Origin of the sequence: Pragia fontium DSM 5563 = ATCC 49100 (assembly GCF_900112475.1) — a bacterium.
Lineage (GTDB): Bacteria > Pseudomonadota > Gammaproteobacteria > Enterobacterales > Enterobacteriaceae > Pragia > Pragia fontium.
Genome location: NZ_FOLW01000006.1, coordinates 16,806 through 34,293 on the forward strand (window position 1 = coordinate 16,806; position 17,488 = coordinate 34,293).

Sequence of the window (17,488 nt, forward strand, 5' to 3'; positions counted from 1 at the left end):
GCTATGTCTAAGAACGTTTCATAAGAAAATTTTGTTGTTAATACTGTGTATCAAAAAGCAAATTGGCATTTTCAGGCTAATACAAACATCGATTCTGGATTATCGTTTACCCAATAGCTTTTGTCACCAATGTATAGTCTTATTTTCCAGATTCTGAGGACATCTCGTGGCACCGAACCAGTCTGAAAATCGAGTAAACACCGAGTCTAATACTGATGAAATCGAACCGGTACCGGATCCTGTAACCGAAAAATCAACGCGTACGCGTTCCCCTTTTATTACCCGTGGAACGCCTAATTTTATGCGCGTTACCGCAGCGCTGTTTTCCGCGGGTTTAGCGACATTTGCTTTACTCTACTGTGTTCAGCCTATTCTGCCTATTTTATCGCACGATTTTAATGTATCACCGGCCAGTAGTAGTCTTTCTCTTTCTGTTTCAACAGCCATGTTAGCCGTAGGTTTATTATTCACTGGCCCGATCTCTGATGCCGTTGGCCGGAAACCGGTGATGGTTATCGCCTTAATGTTGGCGGCTATTTTGACGATTGCCAGTTCATTAACCACTAGCTGGCACGGTATTCTGATTATGCGGGCCTTAGTAGGGTTGGCTCTAAGTGGTGTCGCCGCCGTTGCAATGACCTATTTAAGTGAAGAGATCGACCCAATGTACGTCGCCTTTGCCATGGGATTGTATATCAGTGGTAATTCGATTGGCGGTATGAGCGGTCGACTGCTCAGTGGTGTTTTGACCGATCTTTTTTCCTGGCGCTTTACGTTGGGAAGCATTGGGTTAATTGCCCTGATCGCGGCCTTGGTTTTCTGGCGAATTTTACCCCCTTCTCGCCACTTCAGACCTTCTTCACTACGGCCGAAAACGCTACTGATAAACTTTCGTCTGCACTGGCACGACCGTGGTTTACCCTTATTATTTGCCGAAGGCTTTTTGCTCATGGGAGCTTTTGTCACCCTGTTTAACTATATTGGTTATCGATTGATGGCAGCCCCTTATTACATCAGTCAGGCGTTAATTGGATTGCTTTCTTTGGTTTATTTGATGGGGACTTATAGTTCTCCCAAAGCGGGCTCTCTCACTTTACGCTTTGGTCGCGGGCCGGTATTTATGTTCTCTATTGGGTTGATGTTACTCGGTTTGTGTATCAGCCTGTTTTCCTCCATTTGGATCATCTTTATCGGCATGCTGATCTTTACCTCTGGCTTTTTTGCCGCCCATTCTGTTGCCAGTAGTTGGATTGGTCGCCGGGCAAGACGCGCGAAAGGTCAAGCCTCTGCTTTGTATCTGTTTTTCTATTATGTTGGCTCCAGCGTTGCAGGTACGTCAGGTGGTTTTTTCTGGCATAATTACGGTTGGTCCGGTCTGGTGGCTTTTTTGAGCGTTATGTTGATTTGTGCACTGCTTATTGGACGTTCTCTTTCTCGTTTACCCGAAGCATCTATAGCCTCTAACCTATAAAAAAGATAAAAGGAGCCTAATGGCTCCTTTTAGATCACCAGAAAAAGTGACAGCGTCACCATTACTTCATACTACCGACCATATCCTCAGGCCTAACCCACTCATCAAATTGTTCTTCGGTGAGATAACCTAACTTCAAGGCTGACGCTTTTAACGTTAACCCTTCTTTATGTGCTTTTTTCGCAATTTCTGCTGATTTATCGTAACCAATATGGGTGTTCAGCGCCGTGACCAGCATTAATGATTCGTTAAGCAGTTGAGAAATACGCTTTCTATTTGGCTCAATACCCACCGCGCAATGCTTATTAAAACTATTCATACCATCAGCCAATAAACGAACTGACTGGAGGAAGTTATCAATGATCATTGGACGGTATACGTTAAGTTCAAAGTTACCAGATGCTCCACCAATATTGATAGCCACATCATTTCCCATGACCTGAGCACACAACATGGTTACCGCTTCACATTGGGTCGGGTTCACTTTGCCTGGCATGATGGAACTACCTGGCTCATTCTCCGGAATAGAAAGCTCACCAATGCCACAGCGCGGACCTGAAGCCAGCCAGCGCACATCGTTGGCTATTTTCATCAACGATGCGGCTAAACCTTTAAGCGCGCCATGGGCATGAACCAGCGCGTCGCAGGTTGCCAAGGCTTCAAATTTATTGGGAGAAGTGATAAACGGCAGCTTGGTCAAAGAGGCTAATTCTTTGGCAACCCGAACTGCATATTCAGGATGAGTATTTAAGCCGGTCCCCACAGCGGTACCACCTAGTGCGAGTTCGCTAAGGTGAGGAAGCGCATTTTCAATATGCTTGATATTATAGCTTAGCATTGCTGCCCAGCCTGAAATCTCCTGCCCGAGAGTTAGTGGTGTGGCATCTTGCAAATGCGTACGGCCGATTTTAACAATGTCCTGATAAGCCTGTGCCTTATCAGCAAAAACCTGCTGTAGCGCTTTGAGTTCGGGTAATAAATGCTCATGAATGGAAACAACGGCGGCGACATGCATACCCGTTGGGAATACGTCATTAGAGCTTTGGCTTTTATTCACATCATCGTTAGGGTGAACTAAACGTTCATTACCGCGTTTTCCGCCCAATATCTCACTGGCTCGGTTGGCCAAAACCTCATTCATATTCATGTTGGTTTGGGTACCGGAACCCGTTTGCCAAATCGACAACGGAAATTCATGCGGATGTTTATCCGCTAAAACCTCATCGGCAGCCTGAATAATCGCCTTGCCTTTCTTATTATCAAGCAGGCCTAGCTGCATATTCACACTGGCCGCCGCTCGCTTTACCTGAGCCAGAGCATGAATCAGCGAATTGGGCATTTTCTCTTGTGAAATACGGAAATGCTCCAGAGAGCGTTGTGTTTGGGCTCCCCACAGGCTGTTTTCAGGAACATCAATTGGACCCATTGAGTCTTTTTCTGTACGCATAGCCACCATCACTTTCTCCTGATATTAGTCAATAAAGGTATGGGATTTGCTTCATGATAAAATATTGTCAGATTATTGTTACACAATTGTGCTTAATAATGTGTGATAGACCCATTAGTTAATGCTGAGGAGGCTCATCAATATGATTAAATTATGGATAAATATTGCTAACCAGCTTGCTTAACGGGTTTATTTAAGTGGACAATCAACAATCTGATTTTGAACTGCCATTAGTCTGGTTTGCTATTGGTAACATAGCCGTGAATGACAGGATAAACAAACGATGAAAAAGTCGATAGTTGCAGTAGGTGTATTGGTCGTACTTGGAGGAGCTTGGGTTGGCGGTTCATGGTATACCGGTAAAGTAATTCAAAGCGAAATTGAAAAGTCGCTGGTTAATGCTCAAAAATATATTGAGCAATATGCACCTGAATACAAGATCAAGATGAATATCACTGACTACCAGCGAGGCGTGTTTTCCTCACAAGTGTCCTACGCTTTTGACGTTGCCAACGGTAACGGTAGTGATTCTGTTTCCATCGCTCAAAAAATTAGCCACGGCCCTTTCCCATTAGATCATTTTAGCCTGTCGCCTAAACTGGCCTTTTCTAAAACCGAGCTGATTAAGCAACCATCGTTGGATAGCTTTTTTGACATGGCCGGTGGAAAATCCCCACTTAACGTTGAAGTACTTGCCTCTTATGATGGTAGCTCAGAAGGTAAAGTCGTCATAGAAGCACTGACGGATAAATCTGACGGAACATTTAAATTCAGCGGGCTCACTCTAAATGTTGCCGGTCAGGTTAAAGATGGTGAAACAAACTTTACGATGACCAGTTCACCATTTGATATGACCGAGCACGGTAGTCAAGTATCTTACGATATGGCAAAGGTGGCTGGTACTCAGAATAAAAGTAAAGAATATACGGTTGATGGTAGCTTAGGAAAACTCACCATTGCTAAATTGGGTGATGAAGGTGAAAAAGAACAAATCATACTCAACAATTTGACCGTGAAGAGTCAAGGTAAGGCCGGTAAGTTTGACATGAATCTGGGCCTAATCAATATTGCATTGCAAAACGTAACCTACACCATAAACGATAAACCTAAAATGGTGATGGATAGTTTAACTGCCGTTAGTAATGTACAGGAAGATGAGAAATTCATTAATCAGGTTATCGATACCACCATTGGCCAGCTTAACCTTGATGGTAAAAACCTGGGATCTGGTTCAATGAAGGTGAAGCTCGATCGATTTGATGGCGGTGCATTACAATACTTGAATAAGAACTCTGATCAACTAGCCTATTTATATATGGCTGGCGCTACCTCGCCACAGGGTGAGAGTAATTTGATGATGAATAATCTGATGACGTTTTTGGATGCCAATCCGACCATCAGTATTACACCGTTAACCTGGAAAAATGACAAAGGTGAAAGCCAGATAGATATGGCATTAACGCTAATGCGCCCTGCTTCCCTTGAGTTTTCGGATATGACCCAGCTGTTACTTAACTCGGTCAAACAATTCAACAGTAGTACTAAATTGTCAGTGCCTATGCTGACTGAAATGACCAAGCTTCAGTATGAGCTTTCTGGTGGATTGTCTGCGGAAGATTCTCAGACCCAAGCTACGGCGTCAGTACAGCAAACTATCGATATGGGTATCGCCCAGAAGATGCTGAGCAAGAAAGATGATAATACCGTCACCAGCTATTTTAACTATGCTGATGGTATGCTCGATTTGAATGGGCAAAAAATGCCTGCGGAGCAGTTTATCAATATGTTTATGATGCCGGGCATTGAGTAGCTTATAAATTAAGCTAACGATGATAAATATACGTTTCCGCCTGAAATAATTCGTCTCAAGCGGAAACGTATCAGCAACGTGATATTTTTAAAGTTTTTAATTAATTATCCCTATCTTTATCAAATAATTAATCTTAATTCCCTTTCGATTTAACCTCCTTTTATTGTGCATTTACCCTAATTGTTTGAATATTTTGACTATTGTTATGCCCATTCGCCTGTGATAAATACAATACCCATAATAAAAGTAATGATTAATCCCTAATTAATAAGCAGTCCTAACACACTGGATATCTACAGGAAGGATTTATGAACCGCTTTGTAATAGCTGATGCCAAAGCATGCATTGGATGTCGTGTCTGTGAAGTTGCTTGCGTTATGACACATAACCATGGCAAGCATCCAGAAGTACCGGAACTTTACCTCCCTCGAATCAAGGTTGTTAAAACGGCTAAAATAAAAACGGCGGTAACCTGTCGTCACTGTGAAGATGCTCCCTGTGTGCAAGTTTGCGCGAGTGATGCGTTAACACACGAAATTGATGGCATTCAGTTGTCGAAAGAGAAATGTATTGGCTGTAAGACCTGCGTGCTCGCCTGCCCATTTGGCGCTATTAGCATGGTAGAAGAAAACGCCACCGTTTTAGATAACGAATTGTCGCGTATTACCGCGCATAAATGCGACTTATGTGCCAATGATGCCGAAAGTCCCGCCTGCGTCAGCGCTTGCCCTACCAAAGCATTGAAAGTATTTAGTCAGGCGTATTTGTTAGAACAACAGCAAGAAAAACTCTATTCGGCAGCATTAAGAGAAAACCTCGAAAGTGTTTCCTCTTCAGTACCGGAATTCGCTAAGAATAGCGCCATGAACAAACTCACCGACAAAATTACCGTTCCGCGGGGAGAGGCTATCAAAGAAGACATTACTCTGCGAAAAACCGGTTTCGGTGAAATATATCAGCGCTTCACACCAGAACAGGTTGAAACTCAGGGCAATCGCTGTATCACCTGTGGTGAACATGCTTTCTGCGAATGGACCTGCCCGCTACATAACCGGATTCCACACTGGATCTCGCTGGCAAAACAAGGCCGTATTATTGAAGCCGCTGAACTCTCTCATCAAACCAGCAGCTTGCCCGAAATCTGTGGCCGCGTCTGCCCTCAGGATCGGCTTTGTGAAGGGAGCTGTACTCTAAACTCGCAAGGCGGCGTGACCGTGGGAAATATTGAGCGCTATATTACTGATACCGCCTTTGAAATGGGTTGGAAGCCGGATCTTTCTCATGTTAAGTCATTAGGTAAAAAAGTCGCCATTGTTGGCGCAGGTCCAGCGGGATTAGCCTGTGCGGATATTCTGGCTCGAAATGGTGTTGATGCCGTGGTATTTGATCGACACCCGGAAATTGGCGGTATGTTAACGTTTGGTATTCCATCGTTCAAACTGGATAAGAACGTGATGGTACACCGCCGCGAGATATTTAGCGGTATGGGCATTACATTTCATCTGAATACTGAGATTGGTAAAGATATTCCATTCGAATCGCTGGTTAATGACTATGATGCTGTTTTTGTTGGTGTTGGCACCTACCAATCCATGAGAGCAGGTCTGGATAATGAAGATGCGCCAGGTGTTTATGATGCATTACCCTTCCTTATCGCCAATACTAAAAAAGTGATGCATTTACCCGAATTGGCAGAAGAACCTTATATCAATATGGTAGAAAAACGCGTTGTTGTGCTGGGTGGTGGTGATACAGCAATGGACTGTTTACGCACCGCTATTCGTCATGGGGCAACGGAAGTAACTTGTGCGTATCGTCGTGATGAAGCCAATATGCCCGGCTCGAAAAAGGAAGTGAAAAACGCGCGTGAAGAAGGCGTAGAGTTTATGTTTAATGTGCAGCCCGTTTCGCTGGAATTAGACGATTCAGGACACGTTTGTGGCGTTAAACTGGTGAGAACCGAGATGGGAGAGCCTGACGCGGCAGGACGTCGCCGACCTAAAGTGATTCAAGGTTCAGAATTTATTCAACCGGCTGAGGCTGTCATTAAAGCCTTTGGTTTCCGCCCTCATGCCATGCCTTGGTTGGCTGACGTTGGCGTTGAACTGGATAGTTATGGTGTGATTGTGGCTCCTCATCTCAATCACTATGCTTGTCAAACCAGTAATCCCAAAATTTTTGCCGGTGGTGATGTTGTTCGAGGGGCTGATTTAGTGGTTACTGCTATCGCTGATGGTCGTAAAGCAGCAAAAAGTATTGTTGAATATTTAACCGATGACGATCGGACATCTAATTTGTTAAATAAAGCGTCTTAATAACAATATTAGATAAATTCAGGCCCCCTGCATCTAAAAGCGTGGGGGCCTTCAGATGATCAATCAGCCATTATCGATTAGCTAACACGCGTTCTACGGTATCAACTACGGCTTGAGTTTGCGGATCGATTTCGATATTCACTTTATCTGCTAACCGCTTACAACCCAGAGTGGTACGCTCCAGCGTTTCTGGAATCAGGTGTACACAGAAGCGCTCTTTTGACACTTCGCCAATCGTCAGACTGATACCATCAATGCCAATAAAACCCTTATGTAGCACATATTTCATCAACTCTTGCGGCATTTTGAACCATATTTGGCGGTTATTCTCAGAGGTCAGAATTTTGACGATTTCTGCCTGGCAAATAATGTGTCCAGACATTAAATGCCCACCGATTTCATCACCAAATTTTGATGCCCGCTCGATATTGACTCGATCACCAACGTTGATAGCCCCAAGATTAGTGATGCGTAGCGTTTCTTTCATTAAATCGAAACTGACTACGTCACCTTCTATTTTTGTTACGGTCAAACAACACCCATTATGGGCAATAGAAGCGCCGGTCTCGATTCCCGGCAACAATGCTGACGGAAGTTTTACTTTGTGAACACGAAAATTGGACTTCTCATCAATGGCGACTACGGGCGCCGTACCCTGAACAATTCCGGTAAACATTCGATTAGCCTCGATAACTAGAATGATAAACAAATTCACTGTTGAGAAGTTTGACGTAATTTATCCTAAAAACCAAATACGTTTTTCTTCATTTACATGACATGCAAAAAGAATGACCTTAAATCGGCCTAGATTATTTGATTACTGATGGTTAACAGGTAAAATCACGCCTCGCATAATTTCGTCTCTCACTGTAGGTATGTCTTACGGTGACTTTCTTATTTTTAGTTTCAATAAAAAGGTATATACGTGCAGAAGTATATAAGTGAAGCGCGTAGTCTGTTGGCTTTAGCCATTCCAGTGATTGCAGCCCAGTTCTCTCAAACTGCCATGGGGGTTGTCGATACCATCATGGCGGGTGATGTTAGTGCCACCGATATGGCAGCCGTAGCCGTGGGGACGTCAATCTGGTTACCGGCAATTTTGTTTGGTCAGGGACTATTAATGGCGTTAACGCCAGTCGTGGCACAGCTTAATGGTGCCGGACGCCGCAATAAAATCGCTCATCAGGTGACTCAATCAATCTGGTTAGCGTTGTTTATTTCATTGTTGGTGATGGTTGTGCTGTATAACAGCCACTACATCATTGAACATATGCAAAATATTGACCAAAAGTTAGCGGAGATCACAATAGGCTATTTACGCGCTATTATGTGGGGAGCTCCAGCCTATCTGCTATTTCAGGTTTATCGCAGTCAGTGTGATGGTTTGTCAAAAACCAAACCGAGTATGGTGATTGGTTTTGTCGCTTTGCTGGTTAACATTCCGGTTAACTACGTAATGATTCACGGTAAGCTCGGTTTTCCTGCTTTAGGCGGCGTTGGCTGTGGTGTCGCGACGGCTACCGTCTATTGGGTTATGTTTGTTTGCATTAAATTCTACGTCCGCTCTGCCGGTTCTCAGAAAGATATCCTGGCCCACAGTAAATTTGAGATGCCTTACTGGCCAACCCTAAAACGGTTGTTTAATTTAGGATTACCCGTTGCTTTAGCGCTGTTTTTTGAAGTGACGCTGTTTGCTGTGGTGGCTTTGTTGGTTTCGCCTTTAGGCGTGGTCTCCGTTGCCGGTCATCAAATTGCGCTGAACTTCAGTAGTCTGGTCTTTGTTATACCGCTGGCGTTAGGTGTTGCAACATCAATACGCATTGGTTTTAAGCTGGGGCAAAAAAAGGTAGACGACGCCAAAATAGCATCTTATACCAGTCTAATATTGGGTTTATCCATGGCCAGTATGACTGCATTGTTCACCGTGGTCTTCCGCCATCAAATCGCTTTATTGTATAACGATACACCTGAAGTGGTGGTGATGGCTTCTCACTTGATGTTGCTGGCAGCAATTTATCAGTGTTCTGACTCTATTCAAGTTATCGGTAGTGGCGTGTTACGTGGCTATAAAGATACACGTTCGATTTTCTTTATTACCTTTACTTCTTATTGGATAATTGGCCTGCCAGTTGGCTATATATTGGGTCTGACCGATCTTATTGTACCGGCGATGGGGCCTGCTGGCTTCTGGACTGGATTTATTATAGGTCTAACCATATCCGCTATTATGATGACATGGCGTATGCGTTGGTTACAAAAACAGCCTGTTGAGGTAATTTTAAGCCGGGTACAACATTAGTCATTTGATTAGAAATGCATAACGGTGATTGAATAAAAAAGAGGCGGCCTGCACAGTAACTCGCCAGTTAGTCAGGTTAGTGCAAGAAAAACGTTTTTTCTCCTTGCCAGTAGGTCGCTTCATCGTTAATATTCGTGCCCATCACTACTGCTTTTAATAACAGTATGATATGTGCGTCCGTAGCTCAGTTGGTTAGAGCACCACCTTGACATGGTGGGGGTCGGTGGTTCGAGTCCACTCGGACGCACCAAATTAATTAAGCATCAGCTATCTTTATGCGCCCTTAGCTCAGTTGGTTAGAGCGCCACCTTGACATGGTGGAGGTCGGTGATTCGAGTTCACTAGGGCGCACCATTTCTTCTATTCCCCCCTATTTTTGGCTTTTTTGTACGTTTTCACTAATTTAAATAATAAATTCAATCGTTATTTCCACATTTTTCCATTTTCATCTTGAGCGTTTCCCCTCTATAATAGGCCGATAGTTTGTTGAAAGGTTTCAGCTAGTGAGAAAATGGATTGTTCGTAGAAACGACTAACGCGTTTGTTTTATAAACTGGCGGGATTGTCTATGTTTCGCAATACTGAAAGAAGCCTGATAACGTATGAACTCTTATCTGAAGCCTAGAATGCAGGCTCTTGTTTTCTTTTTACACAATAATATCGGTAGAAATTATCATCATGAAAAAAACTAAAATTGTATGTACCATCGGTCCAAAAACGGAATCTGAAGAGGTTCTGGGCAAACTGCTAAATGCAGGTATGAATGTAATGCGTTTGAACTTTTCTCATGGTGACTATGATGAACATGGTCAGCGTATTACTAACCTGCGCGCTATTCTGGCTAAAACTGGTCAAAAAGCCGCTATTCTGTTAGATACTAAAGGCCCAGAAATCCGCACCATGAAACTAGAAGGTGGTAATGATGCCCCTCTGGTTGCTGGTCAAACGTTTACCTTCACTACCGATCATAACGTTATTGGTAACAGTAATTGTGTAGCGGTCACCTATAGTGGATTTGCTCAAGACCTGAAAGTAGGTAATACCGTTTTAGTTGATGACGGCTTAATTGGTATGGAAGTGATCGAAGTTAAAGCCAATGAAGTGGTATGTAAAGTTCTGAACAGCGGTGACTTAGGTGAGAATAAAGGCATCAACCTGCCAAACGTTTCTATTCAGTTGCCTGCCCTGTCTGAAAAAGATAAGAAAGACTTAGTATTTGGCTGTGAACAGAACGTTGACTTCGTTGCAGCATCATTTATCCGTAAGCGTTCTGACGTACTGGATATCCGTGAGCACTTAAAAGCACACGGCGGTGAGCATATTCAGATTATCTCCAAAATCGAAAACCAAGAAGGCCTGAATAACTTCGATGAAATCCTTGAAGCCTCTGATGGCATCATGGTTGCTCGTGGTGACCTGGGTGTTGAAATTCCGGTCGAAGAGGTAATTTTCGCTCAGAAGATGATGATTGAAAAATGTAATCGGGCACGTAAGGTTGTTATTACCGCAACTCAAATGCTGGACTCCATGATCAAAAACCCTCGCCCTACCCGTGCAGAAGCTGGTGACGTTGCTAACGCCATTCTTGATGGTACTGACGCAGTTATGTTGTCTGGTGAGAGTGCTAAAGGTAAATATCCATTGGAAGCCGTAACGATTATGGCAACCATTTGTGAGCGTACCGATCGCGTTATGCCTTGTCGCGTTGATTCACTGGCATCATCAGGTAAGTTACGCATTACTGAAGCAGTTTGCCGCGGAGCCGTTGAAACAGCAGAGAAACTGGAAGCGGCACTAATCGTAGTTGCAACCCAGGGCGGTAAATCAGCTAAAGCTATCCGTAAATACTTCCCTACTGCGCCAATTCTTGCTCTAACCACTAACGAAACAACTGCTCGTCAGTTAGTTCTGAGCAAAGGCATTTCTGCTCAAATCGTCAGTGAAATTGCTTCAACGGATGATTTCTATCGCATTGGTAAAGAAGCGGCTCTGGCGAGCGGTTTGGCACATAAGAATGACGTTATTGTGATGGTGTCTGGTGCATTAGTTGCTAGTGGTACCACTAACACCGCATCTGTGCATATTCTTTAACATTTGCCATAACAAAAAACGCCGTTTAATACGGCGTTTTTTTTTGCTTGTAAGAAATAAGCCCATTAACTTTATTGTATGAACAAAAAGTGCGGTTTATTTGTTAACAAAATAATTTAATATGGATAAAAATACAGGTTAATTTCAACCTATTACTTTAGGTATTCTATTAAACATGGGTATATCCCACTTTTTTAGTAGAATAAGATCCTTTTTTTTGCAAATAAATAAATGTTTTGACCATTATTTAACCAGTCAAGCAAAATAGTTTGAAAGAAGTTAAAAAATTATTCTCATTCCAAAAAACTTTGTGTAATACTTATGTGGCTACATGCAAAAAAGTTAACTCAAATTGAGGGTGTAAATATGAACCGTACTAAAGTGGTACTGGGTGCTGTAATTTTAGGTGCTACTCTGTTAGCTGGTTGTGCGAAAAGCACTGATACTGCTACTAACAGCAAGCTGACTCAACTGATCAGCGATGTTGCTGCTTTACGTTCTGATGTACAAGTTGCTAAAGATGAAGCAGCTCGTGCTAACCAGCGTTTAGACAACATGACTCGTTCTTACAAGAAATAATATTTCTAGTAAGTAAAAATGGCGCACTTTGTGCGCCATTTTTTTTTGCCTCTCTTTATTCCTACTCCCCCACATTGATATACCTATTACTGGTTTTAATTACCGTTTATTGTATTTATTTTTCCTAATCGAGAAATATTATCAAATGCATAAAACGCAATGGCATGCATTATGAGCACGCGTAATCGATAGAGGCGTTGTTCTCATTATAAATTTAAAAACAGTCCCTATTGTTCTGCTATGCGTTTATTTTACGTATTTGGTTAAAGGTGTGGTCATCAATTTAAACCAGACAAAAAAAGAGATAATAGAACATAGGAAGTAAGTCGGAATTTGACGGGAAGGATTCAAAAGTATAGAGAGGAAAAAGTGCTTAAGGCGACAGGAAACATTTCCTGTCGCGCTTTATTAAAATGCGATTATTTGTTTACCTGAAGAGGTAAACCAGAACGGCGGGAAATTTCAGTATTCACTTTTGCTGCATCGGTTGCTGAATTATTGATAAACGTAGCAACGTTAGCACTGATCTCAATAGGTTTAGTTTGAGGATCGTCATTTTCAGATTTAGATAACGGTTGATGAACCTCAACATAACGTTGACCGTCCGGTTCTATCGTTGTTTTTATCGGTTCATTAATCACTTGAACGCGAGTACCAACCGGAACCGTATTGAAAAGTTCTTCAATATCATTAGGACGTAAACGAATACAACCGGAACTCACCCGTAGACCAATACCAAAATCAGCATTTGTTCCATGAATCAGATAAGTACCACCAGCAGCGGCTAAACGTAATGCAAACAGCCCCATTGGGTTATCTGGCCCGGCAGGAATGACGGCAGGTAAGGTAATTCCTTCAGCCGCATAATTCTTACGAATGTTAGCCGTTGGTGTCCAGGTCGGATTTGCTTTCCGCTCGGTAATTTGAGTCACCATTACCGGTGTATCACGGCCTAATTGACCAATACCGATAGGATAGACAATAACGCTATTTTTACCCTTCGGATAATAGTAAAGACGAAGTTCAGAAAGGTTGATTACAATACCTTCACGTGGGGTATCTGGCAGAATCATTTTTAGCGGTAAAATCAACTCTGAGCCAGCTTTAGGCAACAGAGGGTCAACATCAGGGTTAGCTTCAAGCATACCAATCAAGCCGATCTGATAATCAGCCGCAATTCTTTCCAGAGAACGACCGTCATCAGGGACGATCAGCACCCTATTCTCACCAATTAAACGGCTGCCCGATGACGGTAATGGATATTCCATTGCCTGAGCAATGGTAGCTTGACCAATGAATAATATCGCTAGTACAGCCTTACAAACTGCAAAAACACGGTTCATTCTTAATTCCTAAACTTCAACTTTATATAAGTTAATTTTCCGGGGTATCTCATCGACAGGATCTCCCGAGGTTTACAGCTATAAACAAACATTATGTATCAAAACAAACTATTCACATAGGGATGCTACCTGTTGTCAGGTAAAAAATAATCAATTTTTTTATTCATTCTCACGTTGCCTCATTTCTGTTGCTACAATGAATAAATTAATTAATTGATATGTAGATAAAAAACTACGTTAAGGCTTGATGTGGCGTTTCAATGCTTCGACTAAAATAATTTGAGATACCCAAAACGATTTGGTTGGGCTAAGATAAATCAATTGTTAAATAAAAGTAACTCCCTGGAGAAGACCATGACACAAACTGTTAAAATGAAAGGTAATCCTGTTTCAGTCGCTGGACAATTACCCAAATCGGGTGATAACGCCAAAGCCTTCACGCTGGTTGCTAAAGATCTTACTGATGCCACATTGAGTACTTATGCCGGCAAGCGAAAAGTATTGAATATTTTCCCAAGCGTTGATACCGGTGTATGTGCTACATCAGTTAGAACATTTAATAAACTGGTTGGTGACTTGGAAAATACTGTTGTTCTGTGTATTTCTGCTGACTTACCTTTTGCTCAGGCACGTTTCTGTGGTGCAGAGGGGTTGGATCATGTTGTGACACTTTCAGCTTTCCGTAATCCTGAGTTTAAACAGAACTATGGCGTTGAGATTCTTGATGGCCCACTGAAAGGCTTAACTGCTCGTGCAGTGGTCGTGTTAGACGCCAATGATAAAGTTATTCATAGCGAGCTGGTTGAGGAAATTACCACTGAACCTAACTATGATGCGGCCCTGGCTGTACTTAAGTAGATTTCACTTATAAACAAGGGGCTTTTTATTAAGCCCCTTTTTTCTTCAACAATGTCTAACCTAGTCGTTTTCGACGGTTTCAATATTCTCAGCAGATTTAGGTGGATGACTTAAACCATACTCTCTTAGTTTATTGGCAATTGCCGTATGAGAGACGCCAAGTCTTTTCGCCAGCTTTCGAGTACTCGGATAACTGCCATATAATTGAGTTAATATCGAACACTCAAATCGTTTGCAGATTTCATCTAAGGTACCGTCCATCAGGTCATTATTTAGCATCATCTCCGTTGCTACTTCAGGCAAGACAATATCTTTCGCCTGTAGCTCATTTCCTTCCAGTTGTGTGAAGCTACGATAAAGTACATTCTTCAACTGACGCACATTTCCAGGCCAACCATACTGCGTTAATAGTGGAATAATATCGCCAGAAAGTTTTGGTCGCGGAACGCCCTGTTGATCGGCAAACAGGGTAATAAACTGTTCGGTCAACGGCATAATATCCGATACTCTTTCACGCAATGGAGGAATGGTTAACGTGAGTACATTAAGACGATAATAAAGATCTTCCCGGAATAGTCCCTGATTAACTAAATTGAACAGATTCTTTTGTGTAGCGCAAATGACGCGAACATCAACGTAGACTTCTTTATCTTCCCCTACTCGACGGAAAGTACCATCATTAAGGAAGCGCAGCAGCTTGGTTTGCATTGTTGGTGACATTTCACTGATATTATCCAGCAGCACCGAACCGCCATTAGCCTGTTCAAAAAATCCTTTTTTACTTTCCACTACCGCAGGATAAGTGCTGCCACCGTAGCCATATAATTCACTTTCAACCACATCGTCCGGCATTGAAGCACAGTTTATGGCCAAAAAAGGCTGTTCCCGGCGAGCGCTACGCATGTGACAAGCATGAGCCAGTACATCTTTACCGGTGCCGGTATCACCCTGAATCAATAATGGTACATCTAACATCGCCAGCTTATTCGCTTGTTCGATGAGCTGCTTCATTTTGCTACTTATGGCAACAATATGGCTAAAAGCGTTGTTATCAGCAATATTCTTATTCTGCAGTTGATGTCCCATTCTGGCCGCTGACTTAAGCACAATAACGGCACCAGTGATCTCTTTTGGCTGCTTATCTTCATCACTTTGATAAATTGGCATCATATCCATCAAATAGTCCTGACCGCGTACAATGGCACGTTCAGAATGAGCTGTGATGTTATCCCCTTCAAGATGACGCAAGAAATTATAGCCGCTGAGCAGGCTGGAGGCAGTTTGAGTCAGAATCTTTTCTTCAGAGAGCCCAAACAGCATGAGTGCCGCATGGTTTGCCAAATCGACCTTGCCTTTTAAGTCGATAGAAAGTACTGGTTCAGGTAAAGATTCAAGCAAGGCTCGTAATGCGCGTAGACGTTGCTCTGATGGCATATAAGAAACGGTACGAACATCGGTCACGCCGGTAATGCGTCGGATATTCACCATCAATGCGCTAAACACATCAAAATCAATGGATGAAAAGTTAAGGTATATTTTTCCGCTGACATCAATTTCAATGCCGCGGAGATCGAGATTGCGAGCAACCAGTAAATCAAGTAATTCGCGGGTTAGCCCCAACCGGTCTTCACAAAGAACTTCAAGACGCATTGTAGATAGCCTTGTTTAACGAGCGCTGTAGACAACTATTACCATTATCATACCCGCAGAGCGGTTGCATATGAAGTGGAGTGTCACAAAAAGTTGACAGATTTAACAGAAACTCGTGGGCGACGCCTGAGAATTGACGCCTTTGACAATGGCATGATGAGGAGCAAAGCATAACGCGGGCTAAGTTTGATGGTAAACGATTGTTTACGGCAAAAATTGGTTTTTATGGTTCCCTTTCATCATAAACAGTGATTAAGTAATCTTCCTTTAAAAACAAAATAACAGAGAAATGGAATGAAAGACGCAACTCTTGCCCTACACCATGGATTCCAGTGCGATCCAACCACGAAATCTGTCGCTGTTCCCATCTATCAAACCGTTGCTTACGAGTTTGATAATGCACAACATGGTGCCGATCTGTTTAATCTGGCGGTTCCGGGCAATATCTATACTCGAATAATGAACCCAACTAACGATATTTTGGAAAAACGCATGGCCGCCCTTGAAGGTGGTGTTGCGGGACTGGTGGTTTCAGCGGGCAGTGCAGCCATTAGTTATGCTATTCAGACGCTGGCTCAAGTCGGTGATAACATTGTTAGTACTCCCCAATTGTATGGCGGCACCTATACGCTATTTGCCCATATGCTTCCCGGCTTTGGTATCAATGTGAAGTTTGCTCGTGATGATTCTCCTCAAGCCATTGCGGAACTTATCGATGAAAATACTAAAGCGGTTTATTGTGAAAGTATTGGTAATCCAGCGGGAAACATTGTCGATATTGAAGGGCTTGCTGAGGTTGCTCATGCCCGTGGTGTTCCCCTTATTGTTGATAACACCGTCGCTTCTCCAGTTCTGTGTAAGCCTATTCAGTTTGGCGCGGACATTGTTGTCCATTCGATTACCAAATATGTCGGTGGGCATGGTAACTCATTGGGCGGTGTTATCGTTGATTCAGGTAAGTTTCCGTGGACTGAGCACAAAGAACGCTTCCCCATGTTCAGCTCACCTGAGCCTGCCTACCATGGTGTGATATATACCGAATCTTTCGGCGCTGCTGCTTTTGTTGCCCGTGCACGTACCGTTCCCTTACGTAACTGTGGCGCGGCCCTTTCTCCAATGAATGCTTTCCTGCTGATACAGGGATTAGAAACCCTATCTCTGCGTATGGAACGTCACGTTGAAAATGCGCGTAAGGTAGCTAATTATCTGAAGCAACACGATAAGGTCGCTTGGGTTAGCTATGCAGGTCTGCCAGAACATCCTCATTATGCGCTGGCGCAAAAATATATGCAGGGTACGCCTTCGGCGATTCTCTCTTTTGGATTAAAAGGTGGTTATCAGGCTGGCGTTCAATTTTATGATGCCTTACAGATATTTAAACGATTGGTGAATATCGGTGATGCTAAATCACTCGCTTGCCATCCGGCATCAACCACCCATCGTCAAATGTCTGAAGAAGAGCAGGCAAAAGCCGGTGTTAAACCAGAAATGATTCGCTTATCTATTGGTATTGAAGCGATTGAGGATATTCTGGCCGACTTGGAACAGGCATTGGCTGATTAATCGAGAGCCCATAACTGAACAAAGCGGCCAAGCGTTTATCTGGCCGCTTTGTTATTTGGGGG

11 protein-coding genes, 2 tRNA genes and 1 pseudogene are annotated in these 17,488 nt (G+C 43.0%); 10 read left to right on the plus strand and 4 right to left on the minus strand.

What is annotated here, in order from left to right; genetic code table 11:
* Positions 1–220 precede the first annotated feature (220 nt).
* Positions 221–1,471 (plus strand): MFS transporter, encoded by a 1,251-nt coding sequence (locus tag BMZ28_RS10000; protein WP_047782617.1) that lies wholly within the window; start codon positions 221–223, stop codon positions 1,469–1,471.
* A gap of 61 nt (positions 1,472–1,532) precedes the next feature.
* Here the strand turns inward: BMZ28_RS10000 and fumC are convergent, their stop codons facing one another.
* The gene (fumC, locus tag BMZ28_RS10005; protein WP_074822867.1) at positions 1,533–2,927 is read right to left on the minus strand and encodes a class II fumarate hydratase; all 1,395 of its coding nucleotides are present in this window, start codon (positions 2,925–2,927) and stop codon (positions 1,533–1,535) included.
* A 274-nt stretch (positions 2,928–3,201) separates the two neighbouring features.
* On the opposite strand from fumC, the gene BMZ28_RS10010 reads away from it, so the two are divergent.
* Both BMZ28_RS10010 and aegA read left to right on the plus strand, forming a co-directional pair.
* A complete protein-coding gene (locus BMZ28_RS10010) occupies positions 3,202–4,728 on the plus strand; it encodes a YdgA family protein (RefSeq protein ID WP_074822870.1) in 1,527 nt (508 codons plus the stop codon).
* Between the two features lie 308 nt (positions 4,729–5,036).
* On the plus strand, positions 5,037–7,043 hold the full coding sequence (gene aegA, locus BMZ28_RS10015) for a formate-dependent uric acid utilization protein AegA (protein ID WP_074822873.1): 2,007 nt from the start codon (positions 5,037–5,039) through the stop codon (positions 7,041–7,043).
* Between the two features lie 70 nt (positions 7,044–7,113).
* Here aegA and BMZ28_RS10020 read toward each other — a convergent pair whose 3' ends face one another.
* Positions 7,114–7,719 (minus strand): riboflavin synthase subunit alpha, encoded by a 606-nt coding sequence (locus BMZ28_RS10020; protein ID WP_074822876.1) that lies wholly within the window; start codon positions 7,717–7,719, stop codon positions 7,114–7,116.
* A 249-nt stretch (positions 7,720–7,968) separates the two neighbouring features.
* Here BMZ28_RS10020 and BMZ28_RS10025 point away from each other — a divergent pair, with 249 nt between their 5' ends.
* The 5 genes from BMZ28_RS10025 (at position 7,969) to BMZ28_RS10045 (ending at position 12,012) form a co-directional block, all read left to right on the plus strand.
* Entirely contained in the window at positions 7,969–9,342 is a 1,374-nt protein-coding gene (locus BMZ28_RS10025) for an MATE family efflux transporter (RefSeq protein ID WP_047781009.1), read from the plus strand.
* Between the two features lie 173 nt (positions 9,343–9,515).
* Positions 9,516–9,592: transfer RNA gene (locus BMZ28_RS10030), tRNA-Val, on the plus strand.
* Positions 9,593–9,619: 27 nt separating this feature from the next.
* Positions 9,620–9,696, plus strand: a tRNA-Val gene (locus BMZ28_RS10035).
* A gap of 324 nt (positions 9,697–10,020) precedes the next feature.
* On the plus strand, positions 10,021–11,433 hold the full coding sequence (gene pykF, locus BMZ28_RS10040) for a pyruvate kinase PykF (RefSeq protein ID WP_047781008.1): 1,413 nt from the start codon (positions 10,021–10,023) through the stop codon (positions 11,431–11,433).
* A gap of 366 nt (positions 11,434–11,799) precedes the next feature.
* Positions 11,800–12,012, plus strand: a complete 213-nt coding sequence (locus BMZ28_RS10045) for an LPP leucine zipper domain-containing protein (RefSeq protein ID WP_047781007.1) — start codon at positions 11,800–11,802, stop codon at positions 12,010–12,012.
* A gap of 437 nt (positions 12,013–12,449) precedes the next feature.
* Here BMZ28_RS10045 and BMZ28_RS10050 read toward each other — a convergent pair.
* Positions 12,450–13,355 (minus strand): annotated as a pseudogene (locus BMZ28_RS10050) (L,D-transpeptidase family protein); the annotation flags it as partial.
* Positions 13,356–13,709: 354 nt separating this feature from the next.
* Between BMZ28_RS10050 and tpx the strand changes: the two are divergent.
* Positions 13,710–14,213 (plus strand): thiol peroxidase, encoded by a 504-nt coding sequence (gene tpx, locus BMZ28_RS10055; protein WP_074822879.1) that lies wholly within the window; start codon positions 13,710–13,712, stop codon positions 14,211–14,213.
* Positions 14,214–14,273: 60 nt separating this feature from the next.
* On the opposite strand, the gene tyrR is transcribed toward tpx, so the two are convergent.
* Complete coding sequence (gene tyrR, locus BMZ28_RS10060; RefSeq protein ID WP_074822881.1) at positions 14,274–15,863, minus strand: transcriptional regulator TyrR; 1,590 nt, start codon at positions 15,861–15,863, stop codon at positions 14,274–14,276.
* A 294-nt stretch (positions 15,864–16,157) separates the two neighbouring features.
* Between tyrR and BMZ28_RS10065 the strand changes: the two genes are divergently transcribed.
* A complete protein-coding gene (locus tag BMZ28_RS10065) occupies positions 16,158–17,426 on the plus strand; it encodes an O-acetylhomoserine aminocarboxypropyltransferase/cysteine synthase family protein (protein WP_074822883.1) in 1,269 nt (422 codons plus the stop codon).
* The last annotated feature ends 62 nt before the right edge of the window (positions 17,427–17,488 follow it).